The organism is Streptomyces yongxingensis (assembly GCF_055597465.1).
The window spans coordinates 7,758,265-7,780,198 of sequence record NZ_CM145717.1 but is presented as its reverse complement, the minus strand read 5'-3'; the positions used below and the strand labels follow the sequence as shown (position 1 = coordinate 7,780,198).

At 72.4% G+C, this 21,934-nt stretch carries 19 protein-coding genes; 11 read left to right on the top strand and 8 right to left on the bottom strand.

Annotated elements, in window-relative coordinates:
• Positions 1 to 3 precede the first annotated feature (3 nt).
• Positions 4 to 1,359: an ABC transporter substrate-binding protein gene (locus ACZ6TD_RS33295; protein ID WP_471344144.1), complete on the bottom strand. Its 1,356-nt coding sequence runs from the start codon at positions 1,357 to 1,359 to the stop codon at positions 4 to 6.
• Positions 1,356 to 2,483 (bottom strand): sialidase family protein, encoded by a 1,128-nt coding sequence (locus ACZ6TD_RS33290; RefSeq protein ID WP_471344141.1) that lies wholly within the window; start codon positions 2,481 to 2,483, stop codon positions 1,356 to 1,358. The genes ACZ6TD_RS33295 and ACZ6TD_RS33290 overlap by 4 nt, the downstream gene beginning before the upstream one ends.
• A 261-nt stretch (positions 2,484 to 2,744) precedes the next feature.
• On the opposite strand from ACZ6TD_RS33290, the gene ACZ6TD_RS33285 reads away from it, so the two are divergent.
• Positions 2,745 to 3,350, top strand: coding sequence for a hypothetical protein (locus ACZ6TD_RS33285; protein ID WP_471344138.1), 606 nt, complete (start codon positions 2,745 to 2,747; stop codon positions 3,348 to 3,350).
• 102 nt (positions 3,351 to 3,452) lie between these two features.
• The gene (locus tag ACZ6TD_RS33280; RefSeq protein ID WP_471358256.1) at positions 3,453 to 4,769 is read left to right on the top strand and encodes an MFS transporter; all 1,317 of its coding nucleotides are present in this window, start codon (positions 3,453 to 3,455) and stop codon (positions 4,767 to 4,769) included.
• A gap of 83 nt (positions 4,770 to 4,852) precedes the next feature.
• Here the strand turns inward: ACZ6TD_RS33280 and ACZ6TD_RS33275 are convergent, their stop codons facing one another.
• A complete protein-coding gene (locus ACZ6TD_RS33275; RefSeq protein ID WP_471358254.1) occupies positions 4,853 to 5,077 on the bottom strand; it encodes a hypothetical protein in 225 nt (74 codons plus the stop codon).
• Between the two features lie 72 nt (positions 5,078 to 5,149).
• Here ACZ6TD_RS33275 and map point away from each other — a divergent pair, with 72 nt between their 5' ends.
• From map to ACZ6TD_RS33250, 5 genes are all read left to right on the top strand, one after another.
• Positions 5,150 to 6,007: a type I methionyl aminopeptidase gene (gene map / locus ACZ6TD_RS33270; RefSeq protein ID WP_471344135.1), complete on the top strand. Its 858-nt coding sequence runs from the start codon at positions 5,150 to 5,152 to the stop codon at positions 6,005 to 6,007.
• A gap of 436 nt (positions 6,008 to 6,443) precedes the next feature.
• Positions 6,444 to 7,577: an iron uptake system protein EfeO gene (gene efeO / locus ACZ6TD_RS33265; RefSeq protein WP_471344133.1), complete on the top strand. Its 1,134-nt coding sequence runs from the start codon at positions 6,444 to 6,446 to the stop codon at positions 7,575 to 7,577.
• Positions 7,578 to 7,588: 11 nt separating this feature from the next.
• Complete coding sequence (efeB, locus tag ACZ6TD_RS33260) at positions 7,589 to 8,866, top strand: iron uptake transporter deferrochelatase/peroxidase subunit (RefSeq protein ID WP_471344130.1); 1,278 nt, start codon at positions 7,589 to 7,591, stop codon at positions 8,864 to 8,866.
• Positions 8,867 to 8,906: 40 nt separating this feature from the next.
• The gene (gene efeU, locus ACZ6TD_RS33255) at positions 8,907 to 9,884 is read left to right on the top strand and encodes an iron uptake transporter permease EfeU (RefSeq protein WP_471344127.1); all 978 of its coding nucleotides are present in this window, start codon (positions 8,907 to 8,909) and stop codon (positions 9,882 to 9,884) included.
• Positions 9,817 to 10,740 (top strand): SCO2278 family lipoprotein, encoded by a 924-nt coding sequence (locus ACZ6TD_RS33250; protein WP_471344124.1) that lies wholly within the window; start codon positions 9,817 to 9,819, stop codon positions 10,738 to 10,740. The genes efeU and ACZ6TD_RS33250 overlap by 68 nt, the downstream gene beginning before the upstream one ends.
• Before the next feature lie 123 nt (positions 10,741 to 10,863).
• Here ACZ6TD_RS33250 and ACZ6TD_RS33245 read toward each other — a convergent pair whose 3' ends face one another.
• Positions 10,864 to 11,601 carry a bifunctional DNA primase/polymerase gene (locus tag ACZ6TD_RS33245; protein WP_471344121.1) on the bottom strand — a complete coding sequence of 246 codons (738 nt, stop codon included), beginning with the start codon at positions 11,599 to 11,601 and terminating at the stop codon, positions 10,864 to 10,866.
• A 169-nt stretch (positions 11,602 to 11,770) separates the two neighbouring features.
• On the opposite strand from ACZ6TD_RS33245, the gene ACZ6TD_RS33240 reads away from it, so the two are divergent.
• On the top strand, positions 11,771 to 12,676 hold the full coding sequence (locus ACZ6TD_RS33240; protein ID WP_471344119.1) for a glycerophosphodiester phosphodiesterase: 906 nt from the start codon (positions 11,771 to 11,773) through the stop codon (positions 12,674 to 12,676).
• A gap of 331 nt (positions 12,677 to 13,007) precedes the next feature.
• The gene (locus tag ACZ6TD_RS33235; RefSeq protein ID WP_471344117.1) at positions 13,008 to 14,024 is read left to right on the top strand and encodes a small ribosomal subunit Rsm22 family protein; all 1,017 of its coding nucleotides are present in this window, start codon (positions 13,008 to 13,010) and stop codon (positions 14,022 to 14,024) included.
• Between the two features lie 55 nt (positions 14,025 to 14,079).
• Here ACZ6TD_RS33235 and ACZ6TD_RS33230 read toward each other — a convergent pair whose 3' ends face one another.
• The 3 genes from ACZ6TD_RS33230 to ACZ6TD_RS33220 all read right to left on the bottom strand — a co-directional run bounded on the left by ACZ6TD_RS33230 (position 14,080) and on the right by ACZ6TD_RS33220 (position 17,951).
• Positions 14,080 to 15,432 (bottom strand): cytochrome P450, encoded by a 1,353-nt coding sequence (locus ACZ6TD_RS33230; protein WP_471344115.1) that lies wholly within the window; start codon positions 15,430 to 15,432, stop codon positions 14,080 to 14,082.
• Between the two features lie 123 nt (positions 15,433 to 15,555).
• Positions 15,556 to 16,659 (bottom strand): serine hydrolase domain-containing protein, encoded by a 1,104-nt coding sequence (locus ACZ6TD_RS33225; RefSeq protein ID WP_471344113.1) that lies wholly within the window; start codon positions 16,657 to 16,659, stop codon positions 15,556 to 15,558.
• A complete protein-coding gene (locus ACZ6TD_RS33220; protein ID WP_471344110.1) occupies positions 16,620 to 17,951 on the bottom strand; it encodes a multidrug effflux MFS transporter in 1,332 nt (443 codons plus the stop codon). The genes ACZ6TD_RS33225 and ACZ6TD_RS33220 overlap by 40 nt, the downstream gene beginning before the upstream one ends.
• Positions 17,952 to 18,042: 91 nt before the next feature.
• Here ACZ6TD_RS33220 and ACZ6TD_RS33215 point away from each other — a divergent pair, with 91 nt between their 5' ends.
• The gene (locus ACZ6TD_RS33215; protein ID WP_471344109.1) at positions 18,043 to 19,062 is read left to right on the top strand and encodes a Gfo/Idh/MocA family protein; all 1,020 of its coding nucleotides are present in this window, start codon (positions 18,043 to 18,045) and stop codon (positions 19,060 to 19,062) included.
• 125 nt (positions 19,063 to 19,187) lie between these two features.
• On the opposite strand, the gene ACZ6TD_RS33210 is transcribed toward ACZ6TD_RS33215, so the two are convergent.
• Positions 19,188 to 20,810: an alkaline phosphatase D family protein gene (locus ACZ6TD_RS33210; RefSeq protein ID WP_471344107.1), complete on the bottom strand. Its 1,623-nt coding sequence runs from the start codon at positions 20,808 to 20,810 to the stop codon at positions 19,188 to 19,190.
• A 173-nt stretch (positions 20,811 to 20,983) separates the two neighbouring features.
• Between ACZ6TD_RS33210 and ACZ6TD_RS33205 the strand changes: the two genes are divergently transcribed.
• Positions 20,984 to 21,757 (top strand): SDR family oxidoreductase, encoded by a 774-nt coding sequence (locus tag ACZ6TD_RS33205; protein ID WP_471344105.1) that lies wholly within the window; start codon positions 20,984 to 20,986, stop codon positions 21,755 to 21,757.
• Positions 21,758 to 21,934 lie beyond the last annotated feature (177 nt).

Genomic DNA, 21,934 nt, shown 5'->3' with positions numbered 1-21,934 from the left:
GCCTCACCCGGCCTTCACCTGGAGGCCCTTTTCCTTCAGATCGGTGATCGTCTGGCTCTGCACCTTCTTCAGCACGGAGCGGAAGTCGGACCCGTCCCCGATGGCCGCCGTGAAGGCGTCGCCGAGCCGCTGGTAGAGGGTGTCCGTGGCGGGGCCCCACTTCCAGCTGGTGTCCACGCCCTTGCTCGCCTGGTCGAAGACCTTGCTGTACTCCTGGCCGCCGAAGAAGTCCTTGTGCACATCGAGCTGGGAGGTGGTGTAGCCCTGCTTGGCGCCCGGGGTGCCATAGCCGTTCTCGATCAGGAGCTTGATCGACTCGGGGTCGGTGTTGAGCCAGATCGCGAAGGCCAGCGCGTCCTTGGGGTACTTGGTCTTGGCGAAGACCGCGGTGGTGGAGCCGCCCCAGTTGGCGTAGGCGGCGTCGCCCTTCTTCCACTGCGGCATGGGCACCACGCGCCATTTGCCCGCGGTCTTGGGGGCGTTGCCCACCAGCAGGGCGTCGCCCCAGCTGGCGCCGAGCCAGGAGGCCATGTCGCCGGTCTGGACGTCCTTGTACCAGGCGTTCTGCCGGTCCGGGATGGTCTTGATGAGCTTCCGGCGGACCAGCCCGTACCAGTAGTCGGCGACCTTACGGGTGGGCTCGTCGTCGATGGAGACGGTCCAGGTGTCGCCCTCGGCGCCGAACCAGCGCGCCCCGGCCTGCCAGGCGAGCCCCGCGAAGCGGTTGCCGTTGGTGGCCGAGAAGGTCTCGATCCAGGCGCCCTTCTTACGGATCGCGGTGGCGGCCGCCTCGTACTCGTCCCAGGTGGTGGGCGGCTCTATGCCCCACTTCTCGAAGAGGTCCTGACGGATGAACAGGCCCATCGGACCGGACGCCTGCGGTACGGCGTAGACGGCCTTGCCGAAGACGGACTGCTGCCACTGCCAGCCGATGAACTCGTCCTTGTGCTCGGCGACCCCGTACTTGGTCAGATCCAGCAGCCCGTTGTCGATGAGGAAACTGGGCACGACCGGGTATTCGATCTGGCCGAGGTCCGGCGGATTGCCCGCCTTGATGGCGGCGTGCATCTTGGCGTACTGGGCGCCGTCGACGGCCGAGACCTTCTCGACCTTGACCCGCACCTCGGGGTTCTTGCTGTTCCACAGGGCGACGGGCTTGTCGATGCCCGGCACCCAGGACCAGAAGGTCAGGGTGATCTTCTCGCCCTTCTTGCGGCCCTTGGGCTCATCACCCCCGTCGTCGTCCGAGCCGCAGCCCGCGAGGGCGAACCCGGCGGCCGCGGCGGCCGCGCCGCCGAGGACCGCGCGGCGCGGCGTTCCGTGCGTCCAGGTGTTCCGGTTCCTTGCGGTGTCGCTCATACCAGCTCCTCCATCGGAATGCGCCGGAATGTGATGGTCGAGTAGGCGCTGAAGTCGCCGGTCTCGTAGAGCAGTCCGACCGTGGCGTCGTCGAGCCGGACCAGATCGGAGTAGGCGGCGGGCAGGCCGTTCACGGTGTGGGCGGGCCGCCAGGTGACGCCGCCGTCAAAGCTGGTGCGGACGGTCATCAGCGCCCGGTACGCGGGGTCGGCGGGGCCGGAGAAGAGCAGCGCGTCCGGCTCGCCGAGGTGCAGCACGCTGCACTCCACGACGGGCGCGACCAGACCGGCCTGCGGCCGGAAGGGAAGGTCCAGGGTGACGCCGCCGTCGCCGGAGTGGGCGTCGGCGCGGGTGCCGGGCGCGGTGGCGTCGGTGCGGGTGTTGAAGTAGACCCGGCCGTCGGGGAGTTGGGCGGCGGTGGTCTCGTTGACGTTGACGTAGCCGTCGGGGTTGTCGTCCACGTACCCGATCCGCCAGGTGGCGCCGTCGTCGTCGCTGAGCAGGTCGTGCCCGCCGTTGTACCGCCCCTCGGTGCCGTCGTCGCCGGGGACGGTCGGGGGCAGGGAGTGGTTGCCGGGGATGACGATCCGGCCCGCGTGGGGGCCGTACCGCAGTTGGAGGGCATGGCCGGGGGTGGTGGCGTACCAGCGCCATTCGGGCCGCTTGACGCTCGCGGTGATCTCGCGGGCCTCGCTCCAGCTCGCGCCGTCGTCATCGCTGTACGTCAGCCACACCCGCCGCCCGTCGGCCGCGCTCACCTCGCCGCGCCGGATCCGGTCCTCGGTGGCGGAGGCGGCGCTGCGGACGTGCACCAGCAGGACGCGGCCGTCGTTCGGGCCGCCGTCGAGGACGACGGGGGCGGGGTTGCCCGCGGTTCCGTCGCCGTTGCGGGCGACGACCCGTAAGGGGCCCCAGGTGCGTCCGCCGTCGGCCGACCGCTTGAGCACGAGGTCGATATGGCCGTCGTCGGCGGAGGAGTCCACCCGGCCCTCGGCGAAGGCGAGGACGGTGCCGCCGTGGGTCAGCACGGCCGCCGGGATCCGGTAGCTCGCATAGCCGTCGGTCCCCGCCCGGAACGGAACGGACACCTCGTACGAGCGTGCCGCCCCCGTGCCGACTGTCATCAGACCTCCCGATGCCCCGTCGCAATCGAGTGCCGAGTCAGAAAAATAGGACGTAGGACGTCCCTTGTGTGCGGCGACCTTAGGGTTTGCCTCACAGAGCGTCAAGAGACGGCGCATGAACAGTTGGAGACGCGGACGGAGCGCGCGTGGGCGCCGGGCGCGGGGCGGGTCGACGGCATGCCTGGCGCATATGCCCCGAACGGGTGAGCCGGGGCCGAATCGCGCCCGCCGGGGCGCGGGCCGGGGCAGGATCCGGATGCCATGGACGCCGTAAGGGTCGCGCTGCTGCGCGAAGTCCTCGCCGGAACGGAATGGCTCCAGGCCACCCGCCGCTTCGCGGGCTCGCTACGGGCCTCGGTCGGACCGCGTGCGGGCGGACTGCTGCTGGTCGGCAGCGAGGCGTACGAACCGTGGCACCTGGCCGCGCACCTCGACGACGAGGCGGCCTGGTCCGGGCTGCCCGAGCTGTCCCCCACCCTCGTCCGCCACCGGGTGCCGGAGGGCGGCGCCGTCCCCGCGCACCTGGCGGTCGGGCTCGGGCGGCTGGAGCGGGCGGGCCGCGGGGAGACCCTGCTGGTGGTCGCGCCGGGCGACCCCGGGGCCGGGCTGCTGGAGCGGGTGAACGACGCCCGCCGGGGCGGGGCGACCGTGCTAGCCCTCGACGGCGGCGACGCCGAGCTGCACGCCCTGGCCCATGACGCGCTGTCCGCGCCCGAGGGCGGCGAACTCGACCTCGACACCCTCCAGCACCTGGTCAGCGCGGCCACCGGCGAAAACAGCCTGCCGCGCCCGGGCCGCCGCCGCTTCCAGGACCGGCTCGCCCGGCTCGCCGAGCACTTGGCGGCGCCGCCGCCCGCGCATTGGTGAGGGTGGCGTACGGACCGCGGCCTACGGCTGGTGATGGCGCCCTGGGGCCCGTAATTCGGTTGCCCGGTACGGCGGCCCGGCCGGACGATTCGCCTCGTGGCCTTGACCGACCAGGACGACCCTCCGGCGCCCCGCGCGCCGCGGCGGGCTCGCGCACTGCTGCCCGATCTCGCCCCGTGGCGCTCCTCCCGCGACTTCCGGCTGTTGTGGACCGCGGGGCTGGTGACCGCCTTCGGCAGCTTCCTGACGATGGTGGCGCTGCCGCTGCAGATCAAGGAGTTGACGGGCTCCGCCGCCGCGGTGGGCGCGATCGGGGCGGTCGAACTGGTGCCGCTGATCGTCTTCGGGCTGTACGGCGGTGCGCTGGCCGACGCCGTCGACCGGCGGCGGCTGATCCTGCTCACCGAGGCCGGGCTCGGGCTGCTCTCCGCGCTGCTGCTGGTCAACAGCGTACTGCCGGATCCCATGCTGTGGCCGCTGTATGTGGTGGCCGCGCTGACCAGTGCGCTGACCGGGCTGCAGCGCCCCGCCATCGACGCGGTGGTCGCCCGGATCGTCCCGCACGGCCAGCTCACCGCGGCCGCCGCGCTCAACTCGCTGCGCTGGCAACTGTCCGCGATCGCGGGGCCCTCGCTCGCCGGGGTCGTCGTGGCGTACGCCGGGCTGCCGCTCGCCTACGGCCTCGATCTGCTGACCTTCGCCGTCTCGGGGCTGCTGGCCCTCCGGCTGGCCTCCGCCCCGCCCGCGCACGACGCCGAGCCGCCGTCGCTGCGCGCGATTCGAGAGGGCGCGCAATACGCCTGGCGGCGCAAGGAACTGCTGGGCACCTACGCCGTGGACATGGCCGCCATGTTCTTCGCCTTCCCGAACGCGATCTTCCCCTTCCTCGCCGACGATCTGGACGCGCCCTGGGCGCTGGGCCTGATGTACGCGGCGGGCTCGATCGGCTCGGTGGTGGTCAGCGTGACCAGCGGCTGGACGTCCCGGGTGCACCGCCACGGCCGGATGGTGGTCGCGGGCGCGGCCGTGTGGGGCCTGGCCATGGCGGCGGCCGGATGGCTGTCCAACGTCTGGCTGGTGCTGCTGTGCCTGGCGGTGGCGGGCGGCGGGGACATGGTCAGCGGGCTGTTCCGCGCCACGCTGTGGAACCAGACGATCCCGGAGAAGCTGCGCGGCCGACTGGCCGGTATCGAGCTGCTCTCCTACGCCACCGGCCCCCAACTGGGCCAGGTCCGGGCCGGTTCCATGGCGGGCTGGACGGGCGTACGGGCCTCGGTGTGGTCCGGCGGGCTGGCCTGTGTCGCCTCGGTCGGCCTGCTGGCCCTGGCACTGCCCCGGCTGATGGCCTACGACGCCCGGACGGACGAACACGCCCGCCGGGCACGAGAGTCCCGCGAGCTCCGCCCCGCCACTGACTGATCGCCCCGCCTGGGCCGATACCCGACGCCCCGCACCCGGGGAGGCTCTCCGCACCCGGGGAAGACCCCGGCACCCGGGAAACCTCAGCCCGCCGCCGGGGGCTCGTCGTCGCGCCAGCGCGGGTCGTTCCGCCACTCCTCATCGCGCTCGCGCGCCGTCTCCATCGCACGGGCGGCCTCCTCCGGGGAGGCGTACGGGCCGAGGCGGTCGGCGGCCCGGCACTCCGGGCCCTCCTCGACCTTCTGGTGCTTGATGCAGTAGTACCACTCGCCGGGCTTGCCGGCGGTCCCTCTTCTGAACAGCGCCATCCCGGCCCCGACCTTCCGCTCGTACTCCCTTGCGGCCATGCTGCCCCACGCGCCGCCGATACACTCGCTGATATGTCTGGCCAGTCGCTTCTAGTCCCGGGGAAGCTCTCCCCCACCCGCACCGTCCCCGCCTCGATCCCGCGTCCGGAGTACGTCGGGAAGGAGGGCCCCACTCGTTACGACGGGCCCGAGGTCCAGGACGCCGAGACGATCGAGCGCATGCGGATCGCCGGGCGGATCGCCGCGCGGGCGATGGAGGAGGCCGCCAAGCTGATCGCCCCGGGGATCACCACGGACGAGCTGGACCGGGTGGCCCACGAGTACATGTGCGACCACGGCGCGTACCCCTCGACGCTGGGCTACCGCGGGTTCCCCAAGTCGCTGTGCAGCTCGGTCAACGAGGTCATCTGCCACGGCATCCCCGACACCACCGTCCTGAGGGACGGCGACATCGTGAACCTCGACGTCACCGCCTACATCGGCGGCGTGCACGGGGACAACAACGCCACCTACCTGTGCGGTGAGGTGGACGAGGAGTCGCGGCTGCTCGTCGAGCGCACCCGGGAGTCCCTCAACCGCGCGATCAAGGCCGTCAAGCCGGGCCGCCGGATCAACATCATCGGCCGGGTCATCGAGTCGTACGCCAAGCGCTTCGGCTACGGCGTGGTCCGCGACTTCACCGGCCACGGGATCAACACCTCGTTCCACTCGGGCCTGATCGTGCCGCACTACGACAGCCCGCACCACACCACCGAGATCAAGCCGGGGATGACCTTCACCATCGAGCCGATGCTGACGCTCGGCACCCACGAGTACGACATGTGGGAGGACGGCTGGACCGTGGTCACCAAGGACCGCAAGCGGACGGCGCAGTTCGAGCACACGCTGGTGGTGACCGAGACCGGGACGGAGATCCTCACCCTCCCGTAGCGGCCGGGCGGTTCGCATGTCGTGTGAGTGCGAGCGCGCCTACGCGCTGAACGCGGGGACCTTCCGGGAGCCGGCCGAGGAGTTCCGGCCCAGCGCCTGAGCGGGGCGCCCGCGGGTGCGGCGGGTCGGTCAGGACCCGCCGGTGTCGCCGCCAGGCAGGTCGGGGTCCTCGTCGAGGGAGACGGACGCGGCGACCGGGCCGGGGGCGTCGCCCGCCGCCAAAAAACGAGCCGCGCCCCTAAGAGGCGTGCGTCACTCTTCCCGGACTGCGAACCGCATCAAATCAGCCACCTTGGCCAAACCTTTGCCATCCACTGGGTACTCCTTGACCTTACACGGGATCCACACAGGCAAGGCTCAGTTAAGTTAGGCCAGCCTTATCCGACCGCCGTACGTCCGCCCTGTCCCGCCTGTCCCGATTCCGTCTGGAGCCCGTATGCGAGCCGCTCGCACCTCCGTTGTCGCCGCGATATCGGCACTGACGACGATCACCGCCGTCGCCGGATGCGCCCAGAAGTCCGACGCCAAGGACTCGGACGCCATCCAGGTCACCGCCTCCGACAGCGCGTGCGAGGTCTCCAGGACCTCCTTCCCCGCCGGGCATGTGAAGCTCGCGGTGGAGAACAAGGGCTCCAAGGTCACCGAGGTCTATGTCTACGCCCCGGGCGACCGGATCGTCACCGAGCGGGAGAACATCGGCCCCGGCACCCGCGCCTCCATCAACGCCGAGGTCAAGGCCGGTTCGTACGAGATCGCCTGCAAGCCCGGGATGAAGGGCCACGGCATCCGCCAGAAGGTGTCCGCCACCGGCAAGGGCAAGCAGCCCCAGCGCGATCCGCGGCTGGACAAGGCGGTGGCCGCGTACCGGACGTACGTCCAGAAGCAGGCCGACGACACGCTGCCCGCGGTGAGGAAGTTCGCCGACGCGGTCAAGAAGGACGACCTCGAGGGCGCCAAGAAGCTCTACGCCCCCTCGCGCATCGGCTGGGAGCGCACCGAGCCGGTCGCCGAGTCCTTCGGCGACATCGACCCCAAGGTGGACGTGCGCGAGGACGGCCTGGAGAAGGGCCAGAAGTGGACCGGCTGGCACCGGCTGGAGAAGTCGCTGTGGCAGACCAAGAAGATCACCGCGGCCGACCATGACCTCGCCGACCGGCTCATCGAGGACCTGAAGGACTGGCAGAAGCGCGTCGGCACGGCCGACATCACCCCCACCGGCATGGCCAACGGCGCCAAGGAGCTGCTGGACGAGGTGCAGACGGGCAAGGTCACCGGTGAGGAGGAGCGCTACAGCCACACCGACCTGGTGGACTTCAAGGCCAACGTCGAGGGCGCCGAGACCTCGTACAAGCTGCTCAAGCCCGTGGCTTCGAAGAACGACCCGGAGCTGGCCAAGGAGCTCGACAAGCAGTTCGCGGCCGTCGCCAAGCTGCTGGACCAGTACCGCGAGGGCGATGGCTTCGTGTCGTACGACACCGTCTCGGAGTCCCAGCGCAAGAAGCTGTCCGACGCGGTCAACGCGCTGGCCGAACCGCTGTCCCGGCTCGCCGCCGCCGTCGTCACCAAGTGAGGGGGCCGGACATGACCGACGAGGCCAACACGGCTGACGAGACCGGTACGGCTCCCTCGCGCCGGGCGCTGATCGGCTGGGGCGGCGCCGGGCTCGCGCTCGGCGCCGCGGCCGCCGGGGGCGCGGCGGCCGCGCTCAGCGGCGACGCCGACGACACCCGGACGGTGGCCGACAGCGGTGGCGCGGTGCCCTTCTACGGGGCGCACCAGGCGGGGATCGCCACCGCGGTGCAGGACCGGCTGCACTTCGCGGCGTTCGACGTCACCACCGACGACCGCGCCGAGCTGATCGCGCTGCTGAAGGAGTGGACGAAGGCGGCGGCCCGGATGACCCAGGGGCACGCGGTCGGCGGCGGCGCGGTGAGCGATCTGGCGGAGGCCCCGCCGGACGACACCGGCGAGGCGCTGGGCCTCAAGGCGTCCCGGCTCACCCTCACCATCGGCTTCGGCCCCACGCTGTTCAAGGACAAGAAGGGCAAGGACCGCTTCGGCATCGCCGACCGCCGCCCCGAGGCGCTGATCGACCTGCCCGCCTTCCCCGGCGACAACCTCGACCCGGCGCGCAGCGACGGCGATCTGTGTGTGCAGGCGTGCGCCGACGACCCGCAGGTGGCCGTGCACGCCATCCGCAACCTGGCCCGCATCGGCATGGGCAAGGTGGCCATCCGCTGGTCGCAGTTGGGCTTCGGCAAGACGTCCTCGACCACGCCGGACGCGCAGACCCCGCGCAACATGATGGGCTTCAAGGACGGCACCCGGAACATCGCGGGCACCGACACCGCCGCCCTGGACAAGCATGTGTGGGTGAGCCGGAAGGCGGGCCCGGCGTGGCTGGCCGGCGGCTCGTACCTGGTGGCGCGCCGCATCCGGATGCACATCGAGACCTGGGACCGCACCTCGCTCCAGGAGCAGGAGGACGTCTTCGGCCGCGACAAGGGCGAGGGCGCGCCGCAGGGAAAGCAGCGCGAGCACGACGAGCCGAACCTGAAGGCGATGCTGCCCACCGCGCACGTCCGGCTCGCGCATCCGGACTCCAACGGCGGGGCCCGGATCCTGCGCCGCGGCTACTCCTTCACCGATGGCACGGACGGTCTGGGACGGCTGGACGCGGGGCTGTTCTTCCTCGCCTACCAGCACGACGTACGCGACGGATTCGTGCCGGTGCAGCGGCGGCTGGCGCGCACCGACGCGCTCAACGAGTACATCCAGCACGTGGGTTCGGCGCTCTTCGCCGTCCCGCCGGGCGTCCGGGACGCGGACGACTGGTGGGGCAGGGCGCTGTTCTCCTGACGGACTCCTCCAGGAACCCTCGACAAGGAAGGCGAACCTCGTGTTCGGCAATTACCTGATCGGTCTGCGCGAAGGGCTCGAAGCCAGCCTGGTGGTCTGCATCCTGGTCGCCTATCTGGTCAAGACCGGGCGCCGGGAAGCACTGCGCCCGGTGTGGCTCGGGATCGCCGTCGCGGTGATCCTGAGCATGTCCTTCGGCGCCGCGCTGGAGTTCGGCTCGCAGGAGCTGACCTTCGAGGCCCAGGAGGCGCTGGGCGGCTCGCTGTCGATCCTGTCGGTGGGCCTGGTGACCTGGATGGTGTTCTGGATGCGGCGCACCGCCCGCCATCTGAAGTCCGAGCTGCACAGCAAGCTGGACGCGGCGCTCGCCATGGGCACCGGGGCGCTGGTGGCCACGGCCTTCCTCGCGGTCGGCCGGGAGGGCCTGGAGACCGCGCTGTTCGTGTGGACGGCGGTCCGGGCGAGCAACGACGGTACGGCGGACCCGCTGATCGGCGTGGTCCTGGGCCTGGTCACCGCGGTGGTGCTGGGCTGGCTGTTCTACCGGGGCGCGCTGCGGATCAACCTGGCGAAGTTCTTCACCTGGACCGGTGCGATGCTGGTCGTGGTGGCGGCGGGGGTGCTCGCTTACGGCTTCCACGACCTCCAGGAGGCCGACTGGCTCCCCGGGCTGCACTCGCTGGCCTTCGACATCAGCTCCACCATCGCGCCGGACTCCTGGTACGGCACGGTGCTCAAGGGCGTCTTCAACTTCCAGCCGGACCCGACCTGGCTCCAGGTGGGGATGTGGGCGCTCTACCTGGTCCCCACGCTCGCGCTGTTCCTCCGTCCCGGTAGGGTGTCGCCGTCCACAGCAGCCCCCACGAATCGGGAGCCGGAGCCCCATGACACGCAGGTCGCCCCGTCGGCAACTGGCAGTTCCGACCGCAGCGGTGGTACTGACGCTGGGGATGACGCTCACGGGGTGCATGACGGTGCACGGCGAGCGGGAGAACATTCCCTCGGTGGACAAGGCTGAGGCACCCAAGGCGCTCCAGCGGTTCACCGACACGTACAACAAGGCGTACCGGGAGCTGGATCCGGCGCTGGCGAGCCAGGTGGAGACGGGCCCGCTGGAGGCCATCACCACGGCCGATCTCAAGGCCCAGCACGCGAGCTCGCCCGGCGGCAACCCCACGTACCCGTCGCTGGAGCTGTCCGACGTCACCTACCACATCCCCAAGCAGGTGGGCTGGCCGAAGTTCTTTGTCGCGGACACCGACAGCAACCGCGACGACAACCGCTGGCTGTTCGTCTTCACCCGCGGCGGTGCCGATGAGCCGTGGAAGGCCGCGTATCTGTCGATCCTCAGCCAGGACGAGGTGCCGGACTTCGCGACCGACAAGGACGGCTGGGCCAAGCCGGTCCGGGCCGCGGGGCCGGCCCCGAAGCTGGCCACCCGGCCGGACCAGCTGAGCGCGGAGTACACCGACTACCTGATGACGGGCAAGGGCTCGGTCTTCGCCGACGGGCAGTCCACGTCGGGGCTGCGGGACACCCGGAAGAAGTACCTGCGCACGCCGAAGTTCTGGACGGAGTACATCGACAGCCCGGCGCAGGGCGCGGAGGACGCCCCGGTGGGGCTGCGCACCTCGGACGGCGGGGCGATCGTGTTCTTCACCTCGCACCACCGGCAGAAGCAGACCATGGCGAAGGGCTTCCGGCCCAACCCGGATCCGCAGATCAAGGCGCTGATGACGGGGGAGGCGAAGAAGGCGGTGACGCTGACGAGGATCGCCGAGTCGGCGGTACGGGTCCCGGCGAAGGACGCGGCGGACCCGAAGGTGGTCTTCCTGAACCGCCTGGAAGGGGTAACAGCGGCAAAGGGCGAATAAGCACTGGTGTGGGCAATCGTTCCGCGGAGGGGGCACCTCCCAGCGGTAGCTGGGGGAGGAACGGGTGGGCACACCCCACCCACCGGGCCGCACCCGGCAACGAAACCCCCAGGCGCGACGGCCCTACCGCCCCATGGGCCAGGCGGCCGTCTCCTGATCCTGGTCCTCGCCCGCGAAGCGGGCACACGCATCGGTGAGCGCCTCCAGCAGCGTCAGCGGATCCGGCAGCGGCCGCTCCGGCCCGAGCACCCACCCCACATGCCCGTCCCCGGGCAACCGCGCGGGCGGCATCAGCACATAGCTCCCCCGGCAGTGCCACCGAAGCCCCGGGTGCTCATCCATCGTCTCCGGATGGCAGTCCAGCTCACACGGCCACCACTCGTCCTCGTCGTCGGGCGTGCCCCGCGTGGCCGTGAAGAAGAGCATCCGGCCCTGCTGGAGATCGCCACTGCTCGTGGCCACCGGCCCGACCTCGACCTCGGCCGCGCCCAGCCGCTCCAGGGCCAGCCGGCCCGCGTCCGCGGGCACGTCGAGCACATCGTGGACGATGCCGGTGGCGGTGATGAAGTTGGCCTGCGGATCGGCGCGCAGCCACTGCGCGACCTTGTCCGGGTCCGTCGTCGCCTGGGTCTGCCAGGCGAACGAGACGGGGTGGCGGGCCGGGGTGGGACAGCCGATGCGGTCACAGGAGCAGCCGTAGCCGGAGGGGTGCGCGGCCGGCGCGAGCGGGAATCCCGCCGCCGCGGCGGCCATGAGCAGGTCCTCGCGGACGCCCCCGGCGCCCGCCCCCGTGCCCTGGTCGCCGCCCGCTCCGCTCCTCGGCCGACGCAGCCACTGGGAGAACCTGCCCTTGCGTTCCATCTACCGCCTCGCTTCACCGCCCGTACCGGCGGTACCGCCGGTACCCGATCAATGCTGCCACCATCCTGCTCCGGAAGTGGCCGGTGTCCGCATCCGGGGTGGGCGAGAGCACCCCGACCGGGTGTCGATATCAGGACATAAGGGATGTCACGCCCCTAGCGTTCCGTTTATGATCAGCAGGCATTTTCTGACCGCCGTCGTGGTGCTCGGCCTCTCCATACCGGCGGCCGTCGCGGCCCACCCCACCGCTCGTCCGTCCGTACGACGCCTCATCCCCCCGGCCGCCGAACCGGCGCGCCTCCGCCTCCAGCCCGCGCTCACGCCGTCGTCCCGGAAGCCCGCCGTCGTCTACACCGCGCACCGCGGCGGTGCCCTGGAAGTGCCCGAGAACAGCATGTCCGGGCTGGCCACCGCCTTCCGGCGACATGACGTCCAGGTCCTGGACTTCGACAGCCGCATGCTCGGGGACGGCACGCTCGTGGTGATGCACGACGCGACGCTGGACCGCACCACCGACCGGACCGGGCCCGTGCGGGCCCTCACCGCCGCCCAGTGGCGGGACGTCCGGCTGCGCCCCGACCCCTCCCTGCGCGGCACCTGGCGGCCCGAGCGGCCGCCGACCGTCGCCGAGGTGCTGGACCGGTTCGGCGGCCGGATCACCTTGATGGTGGAGGCCAAGGACCCGGAGAGCCTGCCGCGGCTGGCGAAGATGATCCGCGACCGGGGGCTGATCCACTCCGTCTACGTCAACAGCAACCGCCCCGAGGTGGCCCGCGAGGCCCACCGCAAGGGGCTGCTCACCCAGCTCTGGCGGTCCGCCCGGCAGATGCGCACCGACACCCCGCGCGGCTGGCGCGGGGTCGTCGATCTGCTGGACGTGGACTACCGGGCGCGCGACACGGACGTACGGCGGGCCGTCGCCTCCGGGATACCGCGGGTGTGGGCGCACACCGTGGACACCCCGGCGCAGCGGGACCGGATGCTGCGGCTGGGCTGCGACGGCATCATCACGGACGCGCCGGGACTGCTGGTCTCCACGCCCGTACGAATGCCGCGGGCGCTCGGCGGGGGATGAGCGGCGGCCGGGGTGGGCGTCGGCCACACCCAGGCCGCCGCCGGTGTCGCCCGGGCCGACCAGCGGCCTCCGGCCCGGGCTGCGAGGTCGGCCCTGGCCGCGAGACCAGCCCCGGGGCGAGGCCGACCCCGCAAAGGGACCCCGTGAGGCCCCGGCCCCGGGCGGCGGCCAGCCCCCGGTCCGCGCGGCGGGGGCGGCCCTGGGGGCAGCGGACCGCGCGGGAGGTTCCCGGCCCGGGTGGCGAGGGCGCCGCCCAGGGGCAGCGCGGCTCCCGCGAGAGGCCCCCGCCCAGGCGCCGGAGGCGCCCCCTCCCACCGGTAGAATCCCCCGAATGCACGCCCCCGACGCCGCCTCCACCGACGAGACGCCCCACACCGCGCTCGCCGGACTCCTCGACGGTCTGCCGCCCCGCCAGGCGACCCAGGCGGTCGACCGGCTGATCGGCCACTACCGGGGGCGCACCCCGACCGACGCGCCCGTGCTGCGCGACCGCTCCGACGTCGCCGCGTACGCCGCGTACCGGATGCCCGCGACCTTCGAGGCCGTGCGCGCCGCCCTCGACGCCTTCCGCGCCCGGACGCCCGGGTGGACCCCGGCCACGCACATCGACATCGGCGGCGGTACCGGCGCGGCCAGTTGGGCGGTGGCCGCCGCCTGGCCGCGGGCCGGGCACACCACCACGGTCCTGGACTGGGCCGAGCCCGCGCTGGCCCTCGGCCGCGAACTGGCCCGGCAGGCGCCCTCCGAGGCGCTGCGCACCGCCCACTGGCAGCGCCGGGCCATCGACGACGGCCTCGCGCTGCCGGACGGGACCGACCTGGTCACCGTCAGCTATGTGCTGGGCGAGCTGACCGAGGCCGGCCGGCACGCCGTCGTGGCCGAGGCGGCGCGCGCGGCGCGGGCCGTGGTGCTGATCGAACCGGGCACCCCGGACGGCTATCTGCGGATCCGCGAGGCCCGGGACCGGCTGCTGGCGGCGGGGCTGCGGATCGTCGCCCCCTGCCCGCACGGCGCCTCCTGCCCGATCGAGCCCGGCGCCGACTGGTGCCACTTCGCCACCCGGGTCCGCCGCTCCTCCCTCCACCGGCGGGTCAAGGGCGGTTCGCTGCCGTACGAGGACGAGAAGTTCAGCTATGTCGCGGCCGTACGGTTCGACGGGACGCCCGCCGGGGCGCGGGTGGTGCGCCGCCCGCAGATCCGCAAGGGCCAGGTGCTGCTGGACCTGTGTGCGCCCGAGGACGGGCTGGGGCGCACCACGGTGACCAAGCGTCAGGGGCCGCTGTACCGGGCCGCCCGCGATGTGGCCTGGGGCGATGTCTGGCCGCCCGAGGAGGAGCCGCCCCGCTAGGGGTCCGACGGACCTTGACGCCCGCGGCGGGGAGGGGAACAGCCCGCCGCAGGCGTCAAGACTCGCCGGACACCCCCTGGCTCGCGGCCGGTGCGGGGGTGAAGGTGACCGGGAGGGAGACCAGGCAGCGGTACCACAGGGAGTCCATCCACTGCAGCTCATCGGGCTCGACCGCCAGCTCCAGGTCCGGCACCCGGTCCAGCAGCACCTCGATCGCCGTCTCCGAGATGATCTTGCCCAGGTCGGGCGCGCCCACCGGGCATCCGTAGTCGCCGCCGGTGAAGGACACATGCGCGTTGTTCCCGGCGTAGCCCGCCTCGGTGTCGGGCCACAGCAGCGGGTCCGCGTTGGCGGCGGCGAGGCCGAGGACGAGGAGGTCGCCGGCGCGGATGCGCTGGCCCCCGAGCGTGGTGTCCCGGGTGGCGAAGCGGCCGATGACGTTCTGGAGCGGGGAGTCCGCCCACAGCACCTCGTTCATGGCCTCGCCGATGCTGCGGCGGTTGCCCGCGAGGGTCATGGTGAACCGGTCGTCGGTGAGCATCAGCCGGACGGTGTTGCCGATCCAGTAGGACGTGGCGGGCATGCCCGCGGCGATCATCACCATCAGGTCCCCGACGAGTTGCTCGTCGGTGAGGTCCGGGGAGTTCTCGATGAACCGGGAGGTGACGTCCGGGCCCGGCGTCTCGCGCTTGGCGGCCACCAGCCGCTGTACCACCTCGGCGGCCCGCTGCTGGGCCGCCATGGCCTCGTCGTTGGAGAGCAGCGAGACGGTCACCGCCTCCGCCATGTACTCGAGCTGGTCCTCGGGCAGGCCGAACATCTGGCCCATGGCGAGGGCGGGTACCGAGTAGACGTAGTCGAAGACCAGGTCCGCCTTGCCGCTGCCGATGAACTTGTCGATCAGCGAGTCGGCGAAGCGCTCGCAGTGCCGGCGCAGCTCGAAGGGGTCGACGGAGGCGAGGGCGTCGCTGACGGCCGCCGAGCGCCGCCGGTGCTCGTCCCCCTCCGTGAAGTGCATCATGGGGCTGTGGGCCACCCAGGGCATGAGGGGCCAGTCGGACGGCACCTCGTCCCAGCGGTTCCAGCGGCGCGAGTCGCGGCCGTAGGTCTGGACGTCGGTGACGACCTGGCGTATCTCGCGATAGCCGAGGACGAGCCAGGCCGGGACGTCGGACTCCAGCAGGACCGGGGCGACCTGCCCGTGGTCGCGCCGCATCCGCTCATAGCTCTCGGCCGGATTCCGCAGGTACCGCTCCCCGTACAGCAGCGCGGGGCCGGTGGAGGAGGGGTCGGCGTGGGCGGGGCAGCCGGGGGGCGGCGCCGTCGGGCCCGGGTCGCCGGGCGCGTCCTCCGCGCCCGGCGCGTCCTGAGGGGCCGAAGAGTCCTGCGGGTCCTGGAGGTTCGTCACAACGGTCTTCCTCATGGGGCGGTGGAGCAGCGCGGCCGTCCGGGGGTACACGGCAGTGGCACAGGCTAGCCAAGCGAACGGATCAGGCCAACTGTCCTGACGTCCCCGGCTGGTGAGAGCCGGTCAGTCCAGGGCGCGGGCCAGCGCCGTGGCCGCCGCCGCGCGGGGCGCGCTGTCGCCGGGGCGGCGGCGCGGATGCACGGTGGTGGCGAGCAGCACCAGGTAGGCCCCGCGGGCGCGGTCCACCACCAGGCTGGTCCCGGTGAACCCGGTGTGCCCCGCGGCGCCCCGGCCCGCCAGCTCCCCCATGAACCACGGCTGGTCGACCTCGAAGCCCAGCCCCGGCGCGGTCAGCATCAGCTCGGTGGACTCCGGCGACAGCACGGGCCCGCCCCCGGCCAGCAGCGCCCGGCACAGCACGGCCAGGTCCCCGGCCGTCGAGAAGAGCCCGGCGTGCCCCGCGACCCCGCCCAGCGCCCAGGCGTTCTCGTCGTGCACCACGCCCCGCAGCATCCCCCGGTCCAGCTTGCCCCAGGGCCGCCGCTGGTCCTCGGTGGCCGCGATCCGGGGCAGCCAGGAGGCGGGCGGGTTGAAGCGGGTGCCCGCCATGCCCAGCGGGCCGGTGACCGTCTCCTGGACGAGCCGGTCCAGCGGCCGCCCCGCCGACCGCTCCACGACGCGCTGGAGCAGCAGGAAGTTGAGGTCGGAGTAGCGGCGGGCGGTGCCGGGCGGGGTGGCCGGCGGCTCGGCCGCGAGCCGGGCCAGCGCCCGCTCCCGCCCGTCCTCCTCGTACAGCGGCAGTTCGGGGATCAGCCCCGAGGTGTGGGTGAGCAGGTGCCGCACGGTGATGCCGTGCTCGGCGGCGGCCGTGCACTCCGGGGCGTACGCGGCCACCCGCCCGTCCAGCGCGATCAGCCCGCGCTCGACGGCCCGCAGCGCCACGATCGTGGTGAACAGCTTGGTGAGCGAGGCGAGGTCGAAGACGGTGTCGCGGCGCACCGGCACCCAGCGCTCGCGCGGCAGCTCCACGCCCCGGTCGGCCCTCTCGTCGTACGCCGCGTGGCGCACCGCCCAGCCGAAGCACTCCTCGGCCAGCGGGCCGGAGCCGGTCCCGGCGGCCAGCGCCACCCCGGAGCACCAGGGGCGCTCCCCCTCGGGAAGCGCGTGGACGGTCTCCAGCAGCCGGGTCAGACCACGGTCACGCTGTGCTTCGTACGTCGCTGCCACGGACGGCAGAGTCCCATGAAGCAGGCCATGGCCGCGACCGCGCAGCAGAGCTGGACGACGGCCATCGGCACCGCGGTGGTCTCGCCCGCGACCCCCACCAGCGGGGAGGCGACCGCGCCCAGCAGGAAGGTGGAGGTGCCCAGCAGCGCGGAGGCGGAACCGGCGGCGTGCGGGGTGCGGTTCAGGGCCTGGGCGTTGGTGTTCGGCATCGCCAGGCCCATGGCCGACATCAGCACGAACAGGCTCCCCGCCACCGGGACCAGACCGGCCTTCCCGAAGACCCCGGAGGCCAGCACGAGCAGCGCGGCCGCCGCGACGGTGATCACGACCAGCCCCACGGTCAGCACCTTGTCCATGCTGACCCGGCCCACCAGCACCCGTCCGTTGAGCTGACCGGTGGCCACAAGACCGATCGAGTTCAGCCCGAAGAGCAGGCTGAAGGTCTGCGGCGAGGCGCCGTAGATCTCCTGGACGACGAAGGACGAACCGGAGACATAGGCGAACAGCGCCGCGAAGGCGAAGCCGCCCGCGAGCACATAGCCGGTGAAGACGCGGTCGGCGAGCAGCCCGCGCATGGTGCGCAGAGTCTGGCCGAGCCCTCCGTCGTGGCGCCGCTCGGGCGGCAGCGTCTCGCCCAGCCGGCGCCAGACCACGAGGGTGAGCAGGGTGCCGATCACGGTGAGCACCACGAACACCCCGCGCCAGTCGGTGAAGCGGAGGATCTGGCCGCCGATGAGCGGGGCCACGATGGGCGCCACGCCCGAGATGAGCATCAGGGTGGAGAAGAAGCGGGCCATCGCGATGCCGTCGTAGAGGTCCCGGACGACGGCACGGGCGATCACGATCCCGGCCGCGCCCGCGAGCCCCTGGAGCAGCCGGAAGCCGATGAGCAGCCCTGCGGTGGGGGCGAAGGCGCAGACGGCGGTGGCGATGACGTAGACCACCATGCCGATGAGCAGCGGACGGCGGCGCCCCCAGCGGTCGCTCATCGGACCGACGACGAGCTGGCCGAGCGCCATGCCCATCAGGCAGGCGGTGAGGGTGAGCTGGGCGGTGGCGGCCGAGCTGTGGAGCGCGTCGGTGACCTCCGGCAGGGCCGGGAGGTACATGTCCATGGACAGCGCCGGGAGGGCGGTGAGTCCGCCGAGGATCAGGGTGACGAGAAGGCTCGTACGGCGCTGCGCGGTGAGCCCGGGAGTGGCGGCAGCGGAGCTGAGGGAGACGTCGGGGGACGGGGTCCCGGGCAGGTCGGCCCGGGTGGGAGCGGCGGCCGGTTGGCCGGGCTGCTGCATGCGTACCTTCCATGAGTCGTTGATGCGTTTCTATGCTCTCAGCGATTCGAATGGACTCGAACCTCTGGGGACAGGGGGGAACGGGGTGGGGATGGCCGGGACGAGCGGGTCGGGGACCGTGCGGTGGGGGATTCTGGCGACCGGTGGGATCGCCGCCTCGTTCGCCACGGATCTGCTGGAGATGGCGGATGCGCAGGTCATCGCGGTCGGCTCGCGCCGGCCGGAGTCGGCGAAGCGGTTCGCGGAGCGGTTCGGGATACCCCGCGCCCACGGCGGCTGGGAGGAGCTGGCCGCCGATGACGACATCGATGTGATCTATGTCGCCACCCCGCACTCGGCCCATCGGGCGGCGGCCGGGCTGTGTCTGGAGGCGGGGCGGGCGGTGCTGTGCGAGAAGCCGTTCACGCTCAATGTCCGCGAGGCCGAGGAGCTGGTGGACCTCGCCCGGGCCCGGGGCCGCTTCCTGATGGAGGCGATGTGGACGTACTGCGATCCGGTCGTCCGCCGGATGACCGAGCTGATCCACGACGGCGCGATCGGCGAGGTCCGGGCGGTCCACGCGGACTTCGGGCTGCCCGGCCCGTATCCCCCGGACCACCGGCTGCGCGATCCGGCGCTGGGCGGCGGCGCCCTGCTGGACCTCGGCGTCTATCCGGTGTCCTTCGCGCAACTGCTGCTCGGCGAGCCGGACGAGGTGCGGGCGGTGGGGCGGCTCTCCCCCGAGGGCGTGGACGTGAACACGGGCCTGGCGCTGGGCTGGGACAGCGGGGCGGTGGCGCTGCTGTCCTGCTCGATCACCGCCGATACGCCGATGACGGCGGCGGTGACGGGCACGGCGGGGCGGATCGAGTTCCCGCGCGGCTTCTTCCACCCCGAGCGCTTCGTACTGCACCGGCCGGGCCGGGATCCGGAGGAGATCACGGCGGTGGACGGGCTGCGCTCCTACCAGCGGGAGGCGGCGGAGGTGATGCGCGCGCTGCGCGCGGGCGAGACGGAGTCCCCGCTGGTGCCGCTGGACGGCACGCTGGCGGTGATGCGGACCCTGGACGCGGCGCGGGAGCGGCTGGGGGTGCGGTATCCGGGAGAGGCCGGATACGAGGGCGAGGGGTGAGCGGGGCGGACCGGTGACGAGGCGAGCGGGGCGGGCCGGTGACCAGGGGTGAGCGGGGCGGGGCGGCGCATGGGGTGAGCGGGGCGGGCCCGGCGCATGGGGTGCGCGCCGGGCCCGCCCGCCCGTCAGACCTGCTTCAGGCCGGGGTTCCCGGCCTCGCTGACGAACGACGCCGCCGTGGTGAGCGGCGCGCCCTGGGTCGTGACCGCGGAGACCGTCTTGTAGTCGGCCCGTGCCCGCTCCTCGTCCAGCGAGACCGTCACATAGCCGCGCCGGCCGTTGTAGAACTTCATGTGCGGGTTGGCGGCCATGTACGTGGCCCAGTTGGCGGGCTTGTCGGCGCCGTCCTTGCCACTGCTGATGGAGGTGCCGACGAACTCCACGCCCAGGGTCCGGGAGCCCGGGTCGTCGAAGTCCTTCTTGATGTCGAAGGCGTAGTGCACATGGACATCGCCGGTCAGGACGACGAAGTTGTCCAGGCCCGCCTTCTCCACACCGGCCAGGATCCGCTCCCGGGAGGCGGGGTAGCCGTCCCAGGAGTCCATGGAGAGCTTGGAGCGCGCGGCCGTGGTGTTCTTCCGCTGGGAGAAGGTGACCTGCTGCGGCAGCACGTTCCAGGTGGCGGTGGAGCGCTGGAAGCCGTCGAGCAGCCAGCGCTCCTGGGCGGCGCCGGTGAGGGTGCGCGAGGGGTCCTCTGACTCCGGTCCCGGGTACTGCCAGCCGTCGCCGTACGCCTGGTTGGAGCGGTACTGGCGGGTGTCGAGGATGTCGAACTGGGCCAGCTTGCCGTAGTGGAAGCGGCGGTAGAGCCGCATGTCGGCGCCGCTCGGCTGCTGCGGCATCCGCAGCGGCATGTTCTCCCAGTACGCCCGGTAGGCGGCCGCCCGGCGGATCAGGAACTCGTCCGGCGGGCCGCCGTTCTCGTCGGTGTCGCCCGCGTAGTTGTTCTCGGTCTCGTGGTCGTCCCAGGTGACGTACCAGGGGAAGGCGGCGTGGGCGGCCTGGAGGTCCTCGTCGGACTTGTAGAGCGCGTAGCGCAGCCGGTAGTCCCCGAGCGTCATGGTCTCCTTGTTGAACACCGCGGGGAGGGTGCGGTCGGTGTAGTCGCGGGCGCCGCCCGCGGCGTTGACCGCGTACTCGTACTGGTAGTCGCCCACGTGGAAGACGGCGTCCAGGTCCTCCTCCGCCAGGTGGCGGTAGGCGGTGAAGTAGCCGTCGTGGTACGCCTGGCAGGACACCAGGCCGAAGCGGACCTCCTGGACCTTGGCGCCCCGGGCGGGGGTGGTGCGGGTGCGGCCCACCGGGCTGGTCCAGTTCCCGGCCTTGAAGCGGTACCAGTAGACGCGGCCCGGCTCGAGCCCCTTGGCGTCCACGTGCACCGTGTAGTTGAACTCGGCGTGCGCGGTGGTGGTCCCCCGGCGGGCGACGCGCTGGAACGTCTCGTCGCGGGCGATCTCCCACTCGACCTCGACGGTGCCCTCGTCGGGCAGCCCGTTGCCCGGCTCGTACGGGCGGGGCGCCAGCCTGGTCCACAGCACGACGGCGTCGGGCAGCGGGTCGCCGGAGGCCACGCCGAGCGTGAAGGGATTGTCGGCGAGCGCGTGCGGCGACACCTGCGCGGCGTGGGCGCTGGGCAGGTTGGTGGTGAAGGCGAGCGCGGCGGCCGCCCCCGTCACGGTGAGGAAGCGGCGGCGTCCGGGCGTTGCGGCCGCGGCTCGTATGGCGCGCTGATGCGAGTCGTGTGCCATGTGCTCTCCCCTGGCTCGTGGCGTCAGGGGAATTGGAGTGCCGGGGGACGGCCGGGCGTTTGCGTGCACACGACATCGATATGGCCGCTCGGTGAGGTCCGTTGCGGGAAGGGACCTTTACGGCGAATCGGCGCGCCTGCGCGGCGAACTGACCTGGCGTACGCTGCGGCGCCATGAGCGACGGTCGTGTGTCGGTGGTGTCGAAAGTGGCGGTGGTGACGGGTGCGGGCTCCGGGGTCGGCCGGGCCGTGGCCCTCGAGCTGCTCGAGGCGGGCTGGTCGGTGGCGCTGGCGGGGCGCCGCGAGGAGGCCCTGGCCGAGACGGCGCGGCTGGCCGGTGGCGGTCCCCCGGCCCCGGTGGTGCCGACGGACGTGGCCGACCCGGAGCGGGTGGACGCGCTCTTCGCGGCGGTGCGGGAGCGGTTCGGACGGCTGGATCTGCTGTTCAACAACGCGGGCAGCTTCGGCCCGCGCGGCGTGCCGCTGGAGGATCTGGCCTACGAGGACTGGCGGTCGGTCGTGGACACCAACCTCACGGGGGCGTTCCTGTGCGCGCAGGCGGCGTTCCGGCTGATGCGGGATCAGGACCCCCGGGGCGGTCGGATCATCAACAACGGCTCGCTCTCGGCGCATGTGCCCAGGCCGGACAGTGTGGCGTACACGGCCACCAAGCACGCCATCACCGGGCTCACCAAGTCGCTGTCGCTGGACGGGCGCCGGTACGGCATCGCCTGCGGACAGATCGACATCGGCAACGCGGCGACCGAGATGACCGAGCGGATGTCCGCCGGTGTGCCGCAGGCGAGCGGGGAGGTGGTGGCCGAGCCCGTGATGGACGTCGCGGACGTGGCACGCACGGTGCGGCACATGGCGTCGCTGCCCCTGGAGGCGAATGTGCAGTTCGCGACGGTCATGGCGACGGCGATGCCGTACATCGGCCGCGGCTGACGGATGAGGGTACGTCACTCGTCGTAGATAACCCTCCGATTGTGGAGATAATGTGAGGATGCGGGCAATTCACCCCATCGGCACAGCGGTTCCCGGACGCCCCCGCGCCACCCCCCGGACTGTTCGAGGTCCGCTCGATATGGCAGGGTCGTTCCCCACCGCACCACATCCTTCACC

Coding starts and splice junctions, on each gene's coding strand:
- ACZ6TD_RS33295 (WP_471344144.1), bottom strand. CDS start 1,359: ATGAGCGACACCGCAAGGAACCGGAACACCTGGACGCACGGAACGCCG.
- ACZ6TD_RS33290 (WP_471344141.1), bottom strand. CDS start 2,483: ATGACAGTCGGCACGGGGGCGGCACGCTCGTACGAGGTGTCCGTTCCG.
- ACZ6TD_RS33285 (WP_471344138.1), top strand. CDS start 2,745: ATGGACGCCGTAAGGGTCGCGCTGCTGCGCGAAGTCCTCGCCGGAACG.
- ACZ6TD_RS33275 (WP_471358254.1), bottom strand. CDS start 5,077: ATGGCGCTGTTCAGAAGAGGGACCGCCGGCAAGCCCGGCGAGTGGTAC.
- map (WP_471344135.1), top strand. CDS start 5,150: ATGTCTGGCCAGTCGCTTCTAGTCCCGGGGAAGCTCTCCCCCACCCGC.
- efeO (WP_471344133.1), top strand. CDS start 6,444: ATGCGAGCCGCTCGCACCTCCGTTGTCGCCGCGATATCGGCACTGACG.
- efeB (WP_471344130.1), top strand. CDS start 7,589: ATGACCGACGAGGCCAACACGGCTGACGAGACCGGTACGGCTCCCTCG.
- ACZ6TD_RS33250 (WP_471344124.1), top strand. CDS start 9,817: ATGACGCTCACGGGGTGCATGACGGTGCACGGCGAGCGGGAGAACATT.
- ACZ6TD_RS33245 (WP_471344121.1), bottom strand. CDS start 11,601: ATGGAACGCAAGGGCAGGTTCTCCCAGTGGCTGCGTCGGCCGAGGAGC.
- ACZ6TD_RS33240 (WP_471344119.1), top strand. CDS start 11,771: ATGATCAGCAGGCATTTTCTGACCGCCGTCGTGGTGCTCGGCCTCTCC.
- ACZ6TD_RS33235 (WP_471344117.1), top strand. CDS start 13,008: ATGCACGCCCCCGACGCCGCCTCCACCGACGAGACGCCCCACACCGCG.
- ACZ6TD_RS33220 (WP_471344110.1), bottom strand. CDS start 17,951: ATGCAGCAGCCCGGCCAACCGGCCGCCGCTCCCACCCGGGCCGACCTG.
- ACZ6TD_RS33215 (WP_471344109.1), top strand. CDS start 18,043: ATGGCCGGGACGAGCGGGTCGGGGACCGTGCGGTGGGGGATTCTGGCG.
- ACZ6TD_RS33210 (WP_471344107.1), bottom strand. CDS start 20,810: ATGGCACACGACTCGCATCAGCGCGCCATACGAGCCGCGGCCGCAACG.
- ACZ6TD_RS33205 (WP_471344105.1), top strand. CDS start 20,984: ATGAGCGACGGTCGTGTGTCGGTGGTGTCGAAAGTGGCGGTGGTGACG.